The 15,435-nt window shown below is 35.6% G+C and carries 13 protein-coding genes; all 13 read left to right on the top strand.

The genetic code is table 11. The annotated features are described in order from the left end of the window. Nucleotides 1–165 precede the first annotated feature (165 nt). The 13 genes from J4N40_RS15305 (at nt 166) to manA (ending at nt 15,425) form a co-directional block, all read left to right on the top strand. The gene (locus J4N40_RS15305) at nt 166–1,137 is read left to right on the top strand and encodes a Wzz/FepE/Etk N-terminal domain-containing protein (protein WP_064377243.1); all 972 of its coding nucleotides are present in this window, start codon (nt 166–168) and stop codon (nt 1,135–1,137) included. Nucleotides 1,138–1,139: 2 nt separating this feature from the next. Next, the gene (locus tag J4N40_RS15300) at nt 1,140–1,817 is read left to right on the top strand and encodes an acylneuraminate cytidylyltransferase family protein (RefSeq protein ID WP_064377245.1); all 678 of its coding nucleotides are present in this window, start codon (nt 1,140–1,142) and stop codon (nt 1,815–1,817) included. A 2-nt stretch (nt 1,818–1,819) separates the two neighbouring features. After that, entirely contained in the window at nt 1,820–4,075 is a 2,256-nt protein-coding gene (locus J4N40_RS15295; RefSeq protein ID WP_064377247.1) for an N-acetylneuraminate synthase family protein, read from the top strand. 93 nt (nt 4,076–4,168) lie between these two features. Beyond that, a protein-coding gene (locus J4N40_RS15290) for an IS5 family transposase (RefSeq protein WP_153015733.1) occupies nt 4,169–4,965 on the top strand; the annotation gives its coding sequence in 2 pieces (ribosomal slippage) (nt 4,169–4,507 and nt 4,510–4,965; 795 coding nt in all). A 36-nt stretch (nt 4,966–5,001) separates the two neighbouring features. Next, a complete protein-coding gene (locus J4N40_RS15285; RefSeq protein WP_064377250.1) occupies nt 5,002–6,189 on the top strand; it encodes a lipopolysaccharide biosynthesis protein in 1,188 nt (395 codons plus the stop codon). Continuing rightward, a complete protein-coding gene (locus J4N40_RS15280) occupies nt 6,190–7,191 on the top strand; it encodes a hypothetical protein (RefSeq protein ID WP_064377252.1) in 1,002 nt (333 codons plus the stop codon). It abuts the gene before it with no gap. Continuing rightward, nucleotides 7,160–7,672: an acyltransferase gene (locus J4N40_RS15275; RefSeq protein ID WP_213869494.1), complete on the top strand. Its 513-nt coding sequence runs from the start codon at nt 7,160–7,162 to the stop codon at nt 7,670–7,672. The genes J4N40_RS15280 and J4N40_RS15275 overlap by 32 nt, the downstream gene beginning before the upstream one ends. Beyond that, complete coding sequence (locus J4N40_RS15270; RefSeq protein ID WP_064377256.1) at nt 7,669–8,847, top strand: glycosyltransferase; 1,179 nt, start codon at nt 7,669–7,671, stop codon at nt 8,845–8,847. Before J4N40_RS15275 ends, J4N40_RS15270 begins: the two co-directional genes overlap by 4 nt. Nucleotides 8,848–9,276: 429 nt before the next feature. Continuing rightward, the gene (locus J4N40_RS15265) at nt 9,277–10,101 is read left to right on the top strand and encodes an O-antigen ligase family protein (RefSeq protein ID WP_064377259.1); all 825 of its coding nucleotides are present in this window, start codon (nt 9,277–9,279) and stop codon (nt 10,099–10,101) included. Beyond that, nucleotides 10,094–11,281 (top strand): glycosyltransferase family 4 protein, encoded by a 1,188-nt coding sequence (locus J4N40_RS15260; protein WP_213869495.1) that lies wholly within the window; start codon nt 10,094–10,096, stop codon nt 11,279–11,281. The genes J4N40_RS15265 and J4N40_RS15260 overlap by 8 nt, the downstream gene beginning before the upstream one ends. A gap of 9 nt (nt 11,282–11,290) precedes the next feature. After that, a complete protein-coding gene (locus J4N40_RS15255; protein WP_064377261.1) occupies nt 11,291–12,706 on the top strand; it encodes a mannose-1-phosphate guanylyltransferase/mannose-6-phosphate isomerase in 1,416 nt (471 codons plus the stop codon). Nucleotides 12,707–12,728: 22 nt separating this feature from the next. After that, nucleotides 12,729–14,147 carry a phosphomannomutase gene (locus J4N40_RS15250; protein WP_031841658.1) on the top strand — a complete coding sequence of 473 codons (1,419 nt, stop codon included), beginning with the start codon at nt 12,729–12,731 and terminating at the stop codon, nt 14,145–14,147. Nucleotides 14,148–14,219: 72 nt separating this feature from the next. After that, nucleotides 14,220–15,425 carry a mannose-6-phosphate isomerase, class I gene (gene manA, locus J4N40_RS15245; RefSeq protein WP_250654301.1) on the top strand — a complete coding sequence of 402 codons (1,206 nt, stop codon included), beginning with the start codon at nt 14,220–14,222 and terminating at the stop codon, nt 15,423–15,425. Nucleotides 15,426–15,435 lie beyond the last annotated feature (10 nt).

The raw sequence follows: 15,435 nt of genomic DNA, 5'->3' as shown, positions 1-15,435 counted from the left end.
AATAGTGGCATTATTAAGCCGTAGCCCGTCATTCCAGCGAGCCGGAGCGAGACTAGGAATCTTGTCACAGCGCGGTTGTGTTTTGAAAGTCGGAGAATAATCTCTCAAATTTCACCAATCTCTGAGTCCAGTATAACGAACCTCAGAGCTTAGGATTAAATACTAATGGAACCACAAAAAGAGCCCAATCCAAATTATCTACCATACCCGCCCAACCCCCAATTTACCAATGACGAAATCGACTTACGCGAACTATTCAAAGCGTTATGGAAAGGTAAGTGGATCATTATTGCTACAACATTTGTGTTTGCTATAGGCTCCGTATTTTATGCACTGAATTTGCCAAATATATACAAAGCCGACGCTTTGTTGGCTCCTGCAGAAAGTTCAAACGGAGGCGGTCTCTCAAAAATGGCTGGGCAACTTGGCGGTTTAGCAGCATTGGCCGGAGTTAATATTGGTGGCAGTGATTTATCACAAACTAATTTAGCTGTAGAGGTTATAAAATCTAGAAAATTTATTGAAAAATTTATTGAAAGACATGACTTACTAATACCTTTAATGGCGGTCAAAGGATGGGACTTGTCAAAGAACCAATTGATTATTGATGAGGGTATTTATAATCCGAAATCAAAAGAATGGTTGCGAAAACCAAAAGGTTTGAGAGGTTCAAAACCAACATCTATTGAAGCTTTTGAAGTATTTAGTAAAGATGTTTTAAGCATTACCCAAGATAAAGAAAGTGGACTGTATATAATTTCCATTAGTTATTTCTCTCCTTATGTTGCTAAGGATTGGGTTAGTTGGTTGGTCGAGGATATCAATAAGGTAATGCGTGAACGAACTATAGCTGAAACTTCACAGAACTTAACTTATTTGAATTCCCAGTTGGAAAAGACAGCAGTTGCTGATATGAGAAGTACTTTTTACAAACTGATAGAAGATCAAACAAAAAGCTTAATGTTGGCTGAAGTTCAAGATGAGTTTATTTTTAAAGTAATAGATCCAGCAATAGTTCCGGAAGTTAAAAGCGAACCTAAAAGAAGCATAATTGTTGTATTAAGCACTTTAGTCGGATTAGTGCTTAGTATGACCTTTTTATTATTAAAATACGCATTTAGAAGTGAAGATTTATAACTATGAAAGACATTAATGTAATTGCAATAATCCCAGCTAGAGGTGGTTCAAAAGGGGTACCTAAAAAAAACATTAAAGAATTAAACAATAAACCTTTAATTGCGTATACGATTGAGCAAGCTTCTAATACAAAAAATATTGACCATGTGGTAGTCAGCACTGATTGTAATGAAATTGCTGATATATCGAGGGAGTATGGTGCTGAAGTAATAATGCGGCCTCAAGAAATTAGTGGGGATTTAGCTAGCTCTGAAGATGCTTTAATTCACTGTGTTAAGGAATTTCATAAAAGAGGAGAGAGCGTGTCACATGTCGTATTTCTCCAATGTACTAGTCCTATACGAAAACCTTCCGATATATCTGAATGTTTAGAGTTAGTTTTATCAAATAGTTATGATAGTGCTTTGAGCGTAGTAGAAAATCACAAATTTTTGTGGCGAGTTAATGCAAATGGGATTGCAGAACCAGTTAACTATGATCCACAACATCGAAAAATGCGCCAAGAAATATCTGAGTTTCAAGAGAATGGTTCGATATATGTAATGAAAACTAGTGATCTTTTAAAAACAAAATGTAGGTTAAACGGAAACGTCGGTGTGCATATTATGGATGAAGAAACTGGTTATGAAATTGATACTCCGGTAGATTTTGAAATTATTAAAAAGTTGATGAGTAAATAGAAATGTATATTAATAGAAATGTTGAAAGTTTTAAAATTGGTTATAAAGAAACTCTTATCCAGGCTTTAGAAAAACTATCTGAGAAAAAAACCAAGATTCTATTTGTTGTTGACCACAATGAATCCGTAATAGGGTCTTTAGCGGATGGAGATATCCGAAGGTATTTAATAGAAAAAAGTCTAGATCTAAAGTCTTCTGTATTAAACGCCATTAATAAAGATTTTAAGTATATTTATAATGATCAACCAATTTCTAACGGCTACAATCTATTATCTTCTAAAATTAAAAATGTCCCAATTTTAGATAAATCTGGTCTACTTATTGGTGTTATTGGTAATGATGAGCCAGTAATAGAAATTGGAAACTGTAAGATTGGTGATAAAGAGCCTTCATTTATTATTGCGGAGATTGGTAATAACCATAATGGGTCATTAAAGTTAGCAAAAGAACTTGTTGACTTGGCTATAGATGCTGGTGCCGATTGCGTAAAATTCCAAATGCGTGATATGGCAACGATGTATAATAATGAAGGTGATGATGAGGATGCATCACAAGATTTGGGAGCTCAATATGTCCTTGATCTTCTAAAGCGTTTTCAGTTGTCCGATGAAGAGTTTATTGAATTATTTAAATATTGTAAGCAAAAAGGCATATTAGCTCTATGTACTCCATTTGATGAAGCGAGTGCGGACAAACTAGAGAAAATTGGTATTTCTGGTTTTAAAGTGGCCTCTGCGGATTTAACAAACCATAGACTACTTAAATTCTTATCAGAAAAGAATCTGCCGCTTATATTATCTACGGGAATGAGTGTTGAGCAAGAAATTATTTCAGCTGTCGAATTATTAGAAGCACAATCTGCGACTTTTGCTTTACTTCATTGTAATTCTACATACCCAGCACCTTTTAAAGATGTTAACTTGACGTATTTGGAACGCTTGAAATCCTTAGGACGTACAGTAGTCGGCTATTCCGGTCATGAGCGTGGTTATGCAATACCTATTGCCAGTATACCATTAGGTGCTAAGATCATTGAAAAACACTTTACTATTGATAAATCGATGGAAGGAAACGACCATAAAGTGAGTCTATTGCCTCATGAGTTTAAAGAGATGGTAAAAGCAATTCGCGCAGTAGAAGAATCTCTAGGTAGCCCTGATATATCCAAAACTATAACTCAAGGCGAGATGATGAATCGTGAGACTCTCGCAAAGAGTGTTGTAGCAAACGTCGATATTAAAAAAGGAGATATAATCAAAGAAGATATGTTGACTGTAAAATCTCCAGGAAAAGGCTTAGCTCCCTATAAATTATCTGAATTAGTTAATCGTGTAGCTGTTCGTGATATTCCTAAAAATGACTTTTTTTACCAAAGTGATATTGACGGAAACGTTGTTCAAGCACAAAAGTACAAACTCCCTTTAAAGTATGGTATTCCGGTTAGGTATCATGACTTTGCTACTATTTGCGAAGGGGGAGAGTTAGAGATGATCGAGTTTCATTTGAGTTATAAAGACTTGAACGTCGATATTAAACAATATCTCGTTGGAGAATATAATATGGATGTAGCTATCCATGCTCCGGAGCTGTTCGAGAATGATCATGTTCTTGATCTATGTTCTTCAGATGAAAGTTATCGTCAGCAATCCATAGTTCATCTTCAGCGTGTAATTGATATGACGCGAGAAGTTAAAAAACACTTCCGAAATAAAAACAAAAACATCTGCATTGTTGTGAATTGTGGGGGATTCACCTCTGAAGGTTTTGTTTCTGCTTCAGAAAGGTTGCCTATGTATGAAAAGGTCGCTGCAGCATTTTCAGAATTAGACACAGAAGGAGTAGAGCTTATACCTCAAACAATGCCTCCTTTCCCTTGGCATTTTGGAGGACAGCAGTATCACAATCTATTTGTCGAACAAGATGAGATTGTAGAGTTTTGTGAGAAGAACAACGCTCGAATTTGTTACGACTTATCACACACGGCACTAGCTTGTAATTATTATGGCTGGGATCTTTATAAATTTACAGAGAAAGTCGCTAAATACTCTGCTCATCACCATATTTCTGATGCTAAGGGAGCTGATGGTGAAGGATTACAAATTGGTGATGGTGATATAGATTTCAATCTTATATTTAAAGAGTTGAATGAAAAAGCTCCGGAAAGTACTTGGATACCAGAAATATGGCAAGGACATAAAAATAACGGGGAAGGGTTTTGGAATAGTTTGAAAAGATTAGAAGAATTACTCCAATTATGATATGCCATACTGATAGAGTGTTAATGTAGTGTCTTAGAACCTATCTCAATAGGTGTTGTCTGAGTAAATCAACACCTATTGAAAATACTGTGAATGAATTCGACACAATACCTAATCTCTGACGCCCTTTGGGCAAAAATTGAGCCGCTTTTACCAATCCACAAGACGAACCATCCTCTAGGAACACATCGAAAGAGAGTCGATAATCGTGATGCTATGAACGGCATCCTCTTTGTTCTCAGAACTGGTTGTCAGTGGAATGCTCTTAACGCGACAGGTATTTGTTCCTTTAGCTCTGCACATCGTCGTTTTCAAGAGTGGCGAGATGCAGGAGTCTTTGAGCGATTTTGGCAAAATAGCCTGATTTACGAAGGGGTTGATTGGAGTTCCATATCAATGGACGGGTGCCAAACTAAAGCACCTTTAGCTGGCTAAAAAAAACAGGTAAGAACCCAACAGACCGTGCGAAACAAGGCGTAAAACGCAGTTTGTTGACGGATGCGAATGGATTGCCACTGGCTGTTGTTAGCGATGGCGCAAACGTCCACGACATTAAGCTGGTACTTCAAACATTAGATGCACTAGAGTGTTATCGGCCGCCGCTGAAAGTACCTTTGTACCTAGACAAAGGTTATACAGGCCAGTGGTTACATGATGAACTGGTTGCTTTGAACTACATTCCCCATGTTCAATCACGTGCTGAAGAGGCCGCGAGCTTGAAGCAATCGGATGATTTTAAGGCTCATCGTTGGGTTGTGGAGCGAACTCATAGTTGGCTAAACCGTTATCGTAGATTGCTTGTTCGTTGGGAAAAGAAAATCGAAAACTACGAGGCCATGTTGCATTTTGCTTGTGGCCTCATTGTTTGGAATAAATCCCTTTTGGGATAGGTTCTTAGCTGCATTACATTAATACTGACTTTTATTATGTTCTACTTTTTAATTGTTGATTTATTTTACAAAATATCTGGATTTTTAATCACTCCAGTTTTAGCTAATTACTTAGGTGCAACGGATTTTGGTATCTTATCTGCTATATTGGCTATTACTAATATACTTATTATAGTAATTGGTAGCAGTGGGAATAGCTTGGTTTCTATTAAATATGTAAAAAATGGTAGGGAAGAAGCAAATAAATCGTTGGTAGAATTATTATGTTCAGGGATATTAATCTCAACGGTATTCTATGCATCTTCTTTGATTTTCTTAGAAATATCTATTGATTACTTTTCATGGGCCGTTCTTGGTATTACATACTCTTTATTTTCTGCATTTTGCCTGCAAAATATCGCTTTATATCGATGTGATAGGAAATATAAATTACCAATATGTTCTCTATTAATTTCAATGATAATTCAACAGTTAGGAACCTATTTATTATTTAAATATTATGATGCTACTATAGACATAAGATTAATTTTGATGTCACTTAGTGTTGTTGTACAGTTTTTCTTGCTATCTAGTAAAAATATAAGATTAAGTTCAATAAGCAATACCCTTCCTTACTTAAAAAGTGCGACATTAGAAAATCTTAAGTATGGTTCTAGCTTATTTGTCCATCATGGAATGTATTGGTTGAGAGGACTATTTGACCGAGTTATTGTTATTAATATTTATGGTCCACAAATCGGAGGTGTTTATTCACTATCTATTATTATGGCAAGTATAACCTTTGTTGGATGGTCTGCTATCTCCCAAATATCTCAACCTTTTTTATATGAAAAAATAAAAAATAGAGGGAAAAATGAATTTTTCCTTATCTTAGTTCGCTTTTCGCCGCTATTTTTTGTCTTGAATTTTACATATGTAGGAATAGCCTATGTATTGTGGGGGGAATTATTCGGAGACGAGTTTAGTCAATCAAGAGATTATTTTGTTGTTTTGGCATTGGGCACAACATTTCATTCAATATACATTTTTTTATCCCATTATTTATTTTTTATGGAAAAAAATATACTATTATCAAAAATTACAACTACTTCAACAATAGTATTCGCGAGTTTGATTGCAATCTCGTATTTTTTTAACTTAGGGATAATGTATTTTGTATTGTCAGTGGTAATATCTTCTTTTACTCAGTTAATACTAGTGGGTCTAGCTATATTAAGGAATTAAATGAAAGTTGTAGCAATAGTAGAATCACCTTTACAGTTGATGTCCTTTTTTGAATATAAATTCAGAAACGAAAAATATGAATTTAAGCTTGTAATAAATAAAAATACTGGGGTCTCTAGTGCTAACTATAATGTAATTATGAGCTTATTGAAGCTAGTAGATATTGATGTTGATAGCATTCTAGAGGTAGATATTTCTTCGAATTTTTTTGGAATGATAAAGAGCCCAGTTCAAACATATAAGATTTTAAAGTTCTTGCTTGGGAGTGATTTGATATTAATTGGAGAGTATAGGTCAGATTATTACCATTGCATGTCAAACTTGACTTTTGTGAAAAATATAGTTTATTTGGATGATGGTAACGCTATTCGAAGAATAAAAAATACGATTGAACGAAGTCACCAAAGTTTTAGGAAGATATTTCCTTTAACAAGACCAAAAGAATATAGGTTTTTCACGTCATTTATTGGTTTGCCTGATCTTATCAACGGTAAAAAAATACACTATGAATTTAATGATTACTCCTTCACTCAAAGTTATTTGATGAATAATGATAAAGTAAAGGAAATACGCGATGATAGTTACATATATATTATAGGAAGTCCTCTCTCCGAAGCTGGTGTATGTAGTTATGAGAGTGAAATAAAACTAATTGATATATTGATTGATTATATCTATAAAAATTTCAAAGGAAAAAAAATAAAATATATTCCACATAGGCGAGAAAGTAAAATAAAACTAGATTATGTCACTATGAATGACATTTTAATAGATGAATTGTATTTACCCATTGAATTCAAATCATTAATATTTAAATCTGAATATATGGTGGGATTTTATTCCTCATGCTTTGAAACTATACCAATGTTCTTTGATGATGTGAATATCATATCACTTAAAATTCCAGAAAATTTCATTTGTTCTAAATGGAAAGAGTTTGTTGAAGAACAATATAAGGCTTATGATAAAAATGAAAAAATTAAGATTGTCAATGTTGTTTAAAAAAATAAAAACGATGTTTTTTACTTGGTTTGCCAGTAAGAGGGTAGGAGCAATAGGTCATAATCCTAAAATTAATGGGTACACTCGCTTCAATAATCAGTCATTTATTGGGCATGATTTTAACTCAAATGGTCTTCGAGTTTTAGGGCGCGGGAAAGTTACTATTGGTCATAAGTTTCATTGTGGTTTTGGGGGAATTATTTTAACTGAAAATCATGAATATAAAAACTCAAACACATTACCTTATGGTAGCGACTACGATGTCCGCAATGTTGATATAGGTAACAATGTTTGGTTAGGTATAAATGTTACTATTCTTCCAGGTGTATCAATTGGGGAGGGAGCGATTGTACAAGCAGGAAGTACGGTCGTTGAAGACATACCTCCTCTAGCTATTTGTGGTGGGCATCCTGCTAAAGTTTTTTCATATAGAGATCTTGAACATTACACCAAGTTAAAGGAAAGCGAGAATTTTTTATGAAAACAGTGATGCTTATAACTACTGATTTATACCAAGGTGGTGTGGCCGAGAGTACGAGAAAATTGTGTAAATACCTTAAGGAAAATGATTATAGAGTATTGCTTGTTAGTTATGATTCAACTCCAGTTAATATAAAAGTAGAGTGTGATTATTTTGTTAATCTAAACATTCCTATGGCTGCTGGATTTTCAAATAACAATATTCACAAATTATATAAAAAAATAATGCGTTGGCCAGGTTTTTTTATTGCACTTATCCGTGTTTTATATCTTAGAGTTAAGTTAAAACCTGATTGTGTCTTTTCTATGATGTATATACCAAATCTAGTCAATATTATTACTGGTAAACTTTCACAAGGGAAAATAGTGATATCGGAACGACAAGATCCCAACATGGATTTGCCACTAAATGGATTGGTGACGAAACTATTAAAATTCTTTTATCCTTATTCTGATCTTATTCATGCTAATTCAAAGGATATGATTAAAGCTATTTCTGGTTTTTATAATATAGACGAAAGAAAAATTGCGTATTTTGATAACTTTTTTTATCTTTCTGATCTTAAAGAGAGAGCTCTAATTGTTGAGAGTAAACATGACGATTATTTTCTTAATGATAGTCGTAAAGTGATTGTAACTTCAGGGCGTTTATCAAAACAAAAAGGACATTGGCACTTGATAAATGCAATGACCGAATTAAAAGATGACTATCGATTATTAATTTTAGGTGAGGGTGACTTGAAAGAAGAGCTGAATTTATTGGTCGATAGATTGAACTTACGAGACTCTGTAGAATTTTTTGGTAATGTTAGTAATCCGCATAGTATAGTAAAGCGGTCTCATGTGTTTGTTTTTCCATCTATATGGGAGTCTTTCGGGAATTCGTTGGTTGAGGCAATGTCTTTGGGAGTTCCCGTTATATCTACTGAATGTGATAGTGGTCCTGGTTATATAATAGAAAAAGGTAATAGTGGGCTCAGTTTGGGTAAGTTGGCTGCATACGAATCATCATTCCACTCTTCTGAAGAAGTTCGATGTTCAAATGAAATAGTTAAAGCAATTAGATTTCTAGAAGATAAAAATAAATATGTTTTATATTCTAAAAAAGCAACAGAGAGAGCTGTTGATTTTGATGTCAAGACCGTAGGGAAATATATAGATAAGGTGTTTTTTTAAATGCTTATTTTGTTGAGTTTGATAGTCTATAGTTTGCCATTTTGGTCATTACCATTTATTCCAGGAACGTACTCGGCAATTACTCCATATATTACTGCACTTTTAGGCGTCTTTTACTTTTTTTATTGTATAGTTATTGATGGTAGAGTCAATAAGGCTTCTATCCTTTTATCATTTTTTTTTCTAACTCTAATATTAATTTATAGTGTTTTTTCGTTAAGTTATTATGACAACGCTATTGTTAATTCTGTGTTTTATATTGTTGGTTTTTTTTCATTTTTAGGTTTTTCATTCTTGTTTCGGTTTTATACTTTTGAACAAGTTTTGAATAGATTGTATCATGTTTCGTTATTTGTTTCATTTTATGCTATCTTCGATTTATTATCGTCGAAGATAGATTCTTTGTCAGGAATAAGGAATTTATTGTCAATGTTTCTAGTTGGCACAGAATCCCCTAGATTGTTAATTACTACAAGTGAACCTTCTTGGGCTGTTCAACTATTGTTGTTTTGCTCGGTTCCATTAATTTTTAAATACCAACGTACAAAATCAAAATTGTGTTTACTGTTAGTTTTTACAAACATCTTAGCATTTCTTAGCGCATTTTCTATGACTGGTTTTATCGTACTGCTCGTGTCTATGTTATTACATCTTCTTCTTTTTTCAAAAGTTAAGATTAGCAGTGTTATGAAATCTATGGTTGTTTTCTTTTTTTTAGTTTTGGGTATATATACAACTTATAATATTTTTTCTGGTGATGGAGGTTACATTTTTTCTAGAATATCTCGCTTAATTGATATTTTAATGAATGGGTCTAGTAGTATTTATTATGCAATTATATCCATTGATAACTCCCTATTAATAAGGCTTGGTTATCCGACGGTGGCTTTTAACATGGTTCTTGATCATCCTTTGGGGTTAGGGGTCGGCGCATTTAGTAATAATTTACAATATTATACTCACCTGCTTGATGTTCCTTCATTTTCCACTTCTGAAGTGCCTAACCATCTCGCAAATAATAACGCTGATCCAAGAAATTACTTTTTAAGGATTGCTGTAGACTTTGGTGTTTTTGGGATACTATTCATGTTGTATTATGCGAAAGCTTCAATTTCTAGATTAAAAAGAAATGGAGATTTACTTACTAAAAGTTATTTCTGTATTACGTTTGCTATGATGTTACAATTTTCTACATTTTATTTTTCAATCTATATGTTTGTTTTTGCAATGATTTGGTCATCTAAATATGATTAAAAAGAAGATATTAGTAATTACTCCTCGCTTTCCTTACCCTGTAATTGGCGGTGATCGACTTCGTATATATGAGCTTTGCAAAGAATTATCTAAGCATTACAGTATTACTTTGCTTTCATTGTGTGAATCAAAAAAAGAAATGCAATATCATGTTCCTAATGATGGGGTTTTTGTTGAAGTTCGTCGACACTATCTTCCAAAGTGGCGGTCATACTTAAACTGTTTGTTAGCTTTGCCAACTAAAACCCCTTTACAAGTAGCATATTACAAATCACGAAGTTTTCATCGCCTAGTAGATTGCTTGTCGGAACATCATGATTTGATATTGCCTCATCTGATTCGTACTGCCGAATATGCTAAGGAGTTAAAACAAAAGAAAATTGTTGAAATGACTGATGCAATCTCAATGAACTATTTTCGAGTCTCACAAGTCAAGAACAGTTCTGGGTTTAAGGGAGTAATATATCGTTTGGAGCGGAATAGATTAAACCGTTACGAAAAAGAAATTACGAAGTATTTTGATTATAGTGTCTTTGTATCTAAAATTGATAAAGAATTTTTGTTTTCAGATAATGAAAGACTCTTATCGAAGGCTCTTGTTTGCTCTAACGGTGTAGATCTAACTAAGTTGCCGTACCAATTCTCACCTACTAAAAAAAAATTAGTGTTTATTGGAAATATGTATTCGGCTCAAAATTTTGATGCCGCTTATTGGTTCGCAAAAGAGGTTTTGCCAGAAGTTCGGCGCTATGGGGATTATCAATTTCACGTGATAGGCAAGATTAAACCAGATTGCCATAAAAAATTGGCAAAGATAGAGGGAGTAGTGGTTACGGGCTCGGTAAAGAACGTTGTAGATCATACTCAAGGAGCAATTGCCGGTATTTGTTCAGTTCGACTTGGAGCTGGTGTTCAAAACAAGATACTAGAATATATGGCGTTGGGTATACCTACAATTTCCTCTTCAACAGGGCTGGAAGGTCTTTTTGCTGTAAACGGTAAAGATATTCTCATCGCGGACTCTGTTGAAGATTATGTTAGATATGTTCTTAAGCTTGAAAGTGATATCGAATTTGCTGAAAATATTTCAGAATGTGCTTATGAATATGTTCAAGAACAGCATTCTTGGAGTGGAAAACTCAAACCGTTACTAAACAAAGTTCATCAATTGATTCATTAAAAAAATACTATGTCTTATATTCTTCCTGTAATTATGGCCGGTGGCTCCGGTTCTCGACTTTGGCCGATGTCCCGCACTTGCTACCCCAAACAATTTTTATCTCTCACTAGTAACTTTTCAATGTTGCAAGATACTATTATTCGTTTACAAGGAATTAATCACTCTCCTGTTTCGTTAATATGTAATGAAGAACATCGCTTTTTGGCGGCAGAGCAACTACGTTCTCGTAATATTGCGCATTCAGGGATAATTCTTGAGCCTTTTGGACGCAACACTGCGCCAGCAGTCGCTTTATCCGCTTTGCGTGCAATTGAAGAAGGCCAAGACCCTATACTTTTGGTTTTGGCTGCGGATCATCTTATCAAGCACGATGATGTATTTCGTAATACAGTTGAGGCCGCAGTATCATTGGCTGAAAGTGGTAAACTTGTTACGTTTGGTATTGTACCGACCAAACCAGAAACTGGTTATGGTTATATTCGTAGCGGTAATAAACTACCTCAACATGAAGCTTATTCGGTTGAGGCGTTTGTTGAAAAGCCTAATTCATCTGTCGCAAAACAATACTTAAAAGATGGTGGTTACTACTGGAATAGTGGGATGTTTATGTTCAAAGCTTCTCGCTATCTAGAAGAGCTTGGAAAGTTTCGTCCAGACATCTTAGATGCAGTAAAAAGCGCGTACTCCGGAGCACATAACGACTTAGATTTCATTCGCCTTGATGAAGAAGCATTTAAGAGTTGTCCCGATGAGTCCATTGATTATGCCGTTATGGAAAAAACAAACGATGCTGTAGTTTGTCCATTAGATGCAGGGTGGAGTGATGTTGGCGCTTGGTCTTCTCTATGGGAAGTTAGCGAACAAGATGAGCAACACAATGTGATTCGTGGGGACGTATTAGTTGACAACTCGCAAAGTTGTTATATCAATTCTTCCAACCGACTAGTCGCAGCAATAGGCGTTGAGGATTTAGTTATTGTTGATACCAAAGATGCCCTATTAGTCGCTCACAGAGATAGTGTTCAAGATGTAAAGAATATTGTCTCCAGCTTAAAAGAGAAAGATCGCATTGAGTTTCAACAACACCGAGAGGTTTATCGTCCTTGGGGGATGCATGATCATATTGCAGAAGGTGAGCGATATCATGTGAAAAAAGTGGTAGTTAAACCTGGTCAAAAGACGGCGATGCAGCTGCATTACCATCGTGCTGAGCATTGGGTGGTTGTTTCTGGTACTGCTTTAGTACACAGAGGTTCAGAAAAGCACATCGTTACGGAGAACGAATCCATCTATATTCCAGTCGGAACAGAGCACTGCTTCGAGAATCCCGGTAAGTTTCCTTTAGAAATTATTGAGGTTAGAACGGGCGGTTACCTTTCAGAGGACGATATTGTACGTACTTACTTGAAGAATGAAGGTTACTAAAAGGTTAATTTAAGGTTTGTTTATGTTAATAACGTCAAAGGTCATTGCAGAGTCGGGAATTCAATTTGGTACGAGTGGCGCCAGAGGTCTAGTCGAACACTTTACTCCGGAAGTTTGTGAAGCATTCTCTCATGCGTTCTTGACTACAGTAGCGAATGATTTCGACTTTACCAGAGTAGCCGTTGCCATTGATAACCGTCCTAGTAGTTATGCTATGGCTCAATCGTGTATTGAGGCTATTAAATCCAGAGGTTATGACGTTTCTTATTACGGCGTAATTCCTACTCCAGCATTAGCATTTTCTGCAATGCAGGATTCGATTCCTTGCATAATGGTTACGGGGAGCCACATTCCTTTCGACCGAAACGGTCTAAAATTCTATCGTCCTGATGGTGAAATCACAAAAGCTGATGAGCAGAGTATTCTAAGCTCAAGCCTTGAGTTTAGAACTTCTACTCAACTACTGGAACTGGTTACGGATAAAAAGGCCGAAAATCAGTATATAGAACGCTACACTCGCCTTTTTGAAGCAGATATGCTTAAAGGAAAACGAATAGGTATTTATGAGCATTCAAGTGCTGGTCGAGATATCTATCAGGGATTATTTGAGTCACTTGGTGCTGAGGTTATATCACTAGAGCGCACGGATGAATTTGTACCAATTGACACTGAAGCAGTTGCTGAATCTGATAAGGAAAAAGCACGCGTTTGGTCGAAACAATATAATTTTGATTTTATATTTTCGACTGATGGAGATGGGGATCGCCCATTAGTTGCCGATGAGAACGGCGAATGGTTGAGAGGTGATGTTTTGGGCTTACTTTGCTCAAAAGCGCTTCAAATCGAAGCATTGGCTGTACCTGTTAGTTGCAATACTATTATCGCAGATTCTCCTGAATTTAAAGTTGTCTCTAAAACTCGAATTGGTTCTCCTTATGTTATCGCTGAGTTTGCTGAACTCGCAAATTCTTATCGTCGAATTGCTGGCTTTGAAGCAAACGGTGGGTATTTACTCGGAAGTGATGTTTCGGTGAATGGGAAGTCTCTAAAAGCACTACCAACCCGAGACGCCGTTTTACCTGCACTAATGTTGCTTTCTTTAGCGAAAACATCATCAATAAAAAGTTTGGTAGCTCAATTACCGCAGCGCTTTACGCATAGTGACCGTATTCAAAACTTTCCTACGGAGAAAAGTTTAGCAATACTTGAGCATGGCAAGATGAATCCTGAAGAATTACTGCTAAAGCTTGGCTTTACGGATTTAAAAGTAGAAAGCATTAACACTACTGATGGTTTGAGATTGTCTTTGACTAATGATGTGATCATTCACCTACGACCTTCTGGTAATGCTCCAGAATTACGGTGCTATGCTGAAGCTGCGTCCTTTGATACAGCTAAAGCGCTTGTAAACTCTGTTTTGTTGCGTGTGCAGCAACTTTAATAAAAATAAAAAATATAAAGGCTTGACTTGGAATAATCTAAGTCAAGCTTTTTTCGTTTAATGGTAATGCTGATGAACTTTTTTAAACTAAATAACCCAATACAAAATTATGCATGGGGCAGTGAGACTGCTCTTCAAGAGTTGTTTGGAATTGAAAATCCAAATCAGGAACCTCAAGCAGAGATTTGGATGGGGGCACACCCTAACGGATGCTCAAAGGTTCAACTTGGAGGTGAAGAGTTTCTATTATCTGAGTTTATTGCTAAAGATAAAGCCAAAATTTTATCGACCAGTACAGAGCAAAAATTTGGAACGTTACCCTATTTGTTTAAGGTATTGTCTGCTGGGAATGCATTATCCATCCAGGTGCATCCAAATAAATTGGAAGCTGAGCTAGGGTTTGCTAAAGAGGAAGAGTTAGGTCTTGAGCTTTCTGCTCCAAATCGCAATTATAAAGATGCGAATCATAAACCAGAGTTGGTATACGCTTTGACTCCATACCAAGCTATGAATGGCTTCCGCGCATATACCGAGATTGTCTTGCTCTTCTCAAAAGTTATAGAAGAATCCAATGTACCTGTAATTCACCAGCTGTTGGAAGCCTTTAAGAAAAACTTAACAGCTACAGGTTTAGAAGCTTTCTTTATCGGGATCTTATCTTTAGAGGGGGAAGCGAAAGAAGCATCTATTCAAGGATTAATTGAGTATGCAAAAGCATATCAGAAGCCGAGTATTAAAAATGATTTAGGAACTCTAATTGTGGAGCTAAACAAATCTTACCCTGGTGATATTGGTCTTTTTGCTCCTCTTATGCTAAATGTTTTGACGCTTTCTCCTGGAGAGGCAATGTTCCTTGATGCAAGAACACCACATGCTTATCTAAAAGGTACTGGCTTAGAGATAATGGCGAATTCAGATAATGTTCTCCGGGCTGGTCTAACTCCAAAGCATATTGACGTGGTAGAGTTAGCTCGTTGTACTTTGTTTGAAGAGAAGTCATCAGACTCTCTATTGCTCAAACCAGAAGTATTTGGGAATAGGTTGAGTTATTCTGTGCCCGTTTCAGATTTTAAATTTGACTGTCTCACGGAATCGAACGATGAGAGGATAGTAATGCAAAGCGCTGAAATATTATTTGCTATCGATAGTTCGTTAACGCTATATCATGCTTCTGGTGAAACTTTAACGTTAGGTAGAGGTGAGTCGGTGTTTATTCCTGCATACGTAAAAGAGTATTCAATCAATTCAAAGGGAAGGGTCGCGAGAGCGTACAACTGATATAAGTATG

It is taken from the genome of Vibrio sp. SCSIO 43097 (assembly GCF_023650755.1).
In the GTDB taxonomy this organism is placed as follows: domain Bacteria; phylum Pseudomonadota; class Gammaproteobacteria; order Enterobacterales; family Vibrionaceae; genus Vibrio; species Vibrio alginolyticus.
Note: the sequence above shows the minus strand (reverse complement) of the source record. Positions and strands in the feature narration are given on the sequence as shown.

Excerpts from the sequence above, each read along its gene's own strand:
- J4N40_RS15305 (WP_064377243.1), top strand. The coding sequence starts at position 166 with ATGGAACCACAAAAAGAGCCCAATCCAAATTATCTACCATACCCGCCC.
- J4N40_RS15300 (WP_064377245.1), top strand. The coding sequence starts at position 1,140 with ATGAAAGACATTAATGTAATTGCAATAATCCCAGCTAGAGGTGGTTCA.
- J4N40_RS15295 (WP_064377247.1), top strand. The coding sequence starts at position 1,820 with ATGTATATTAATAGAAATGTTGAAAGTTTTAAAATTGGTTATAAAGAA.
- J4N40_RS15285 (WP_064377250.1), top strand. The coding sequence starts at position 5,002 with ATGTTCTACTTTTTAATTGTTGATTTATTTTACAAAATATCTGGATTT.
- J4N40_RS15280 (WP_064377252.1), top strand. The coding sequence starts at position 6,190 with ATGAAAGTTGTAGCAATAGTAGAATCACCTTTACAGTTGATGTCCTTT.
- J4N40_RS15275 (WP_213869494.1), top strand. The coding sequence starts at position 7,160 with ATGAAAAAATTAAGATTGTCAATGTTGTTTAAAAAAATAAAAACGATG.
- J4N40_RS15270 (WP_064377256.1), top strand. The coding sequence starts at position 7,669 with ATGAAAACAGTGATGCTTATAACTACTGATTTATACCAAGGTGGTGTG.
- J4N40_RS15265 (WP_064377259.1), top strand. The coding sequence starts at position 9,277 with ATGTTTCTAGTTGGCACAGAATCCCCTAGATTGTTAATTACTACAAGT.
- J4N40_RS15260 (WP_213869495.1), top strand. The coding sequence starts at position 10,094 with ATGATTAAAAAGAAGATATTAGTAATTACTCCTCGCTTTCCTTACCCT.
- J4N40_RS15255 (WP_064377261.1), top strand. The coding sequence starts at position 11,291 with ATGTCTTATATTCTTCCTGTAATTATGGCCGGTGGCTCCGGTTCTCGA.
- J4N40_RS15250 (WP_031841658.1), top strand. The coding sequence starts at position 12,729 with ATGTTAATAACGTCAAAGGTCATTGCAGAGTCGGGAATTCAATTTGGT.
- manA (WP_250654301.1), top strand. The coding sequence starts at position 14,220 with ATGAACTTTTTTAAACTAAATAACCCAATACAAAATTATGCATGGGGC.